Annotated in this window: 1 protein-coding gene; it reads left to right on the top strand. The window is 57.9% G+C overall.

The genetic code is table 11. The features are described 5' to 3' along the window. Nucleotides 1-247: hypothetical protein (locus NLU14_RS22660; RefSeq protein WP_275710853.1), on the top strand; the 247-nt coding region annotated here is incomplete at both ends.

Below are 247 nucleotides of genomic sequence, written 5' to 3'. Positions count from 1 at the left end.
GATCGTTCGGAGGCACGCAGCGAGCAATGGGCGCAAGAGATCCGGCTGAATTCATCCTTTGACGGACCGCTCAACTTCAATCTCGGCGCCAATTACCTGTCCTATGAGACCACCGAGAATTATTACGTCTTCAGCAACCTCTTCACCATCGCCGCGCTGTCCGAGGGCCCGTATTGCGACGCCAAGGGCGTCGGCTGCGCCTATATCGACCCGAACCCCATCGACAAGATCAATGGCGAGGGGCACA

Source organism: Marinobacter iranensis, from assembly GCF_029207565.1.
Classification (GTDB): Bacteria; Pseudomonadota; Gammaproteobacteria; order Pseudomonadales; family Oleiphilaceae; genus Marinobacter; species Marinobacter iranensis.
The sequence above is the reverse complement of the archived record's forward strand: the minus strand, read 5'-3'. Positions and strand labels throughout refer to the sequence as shown.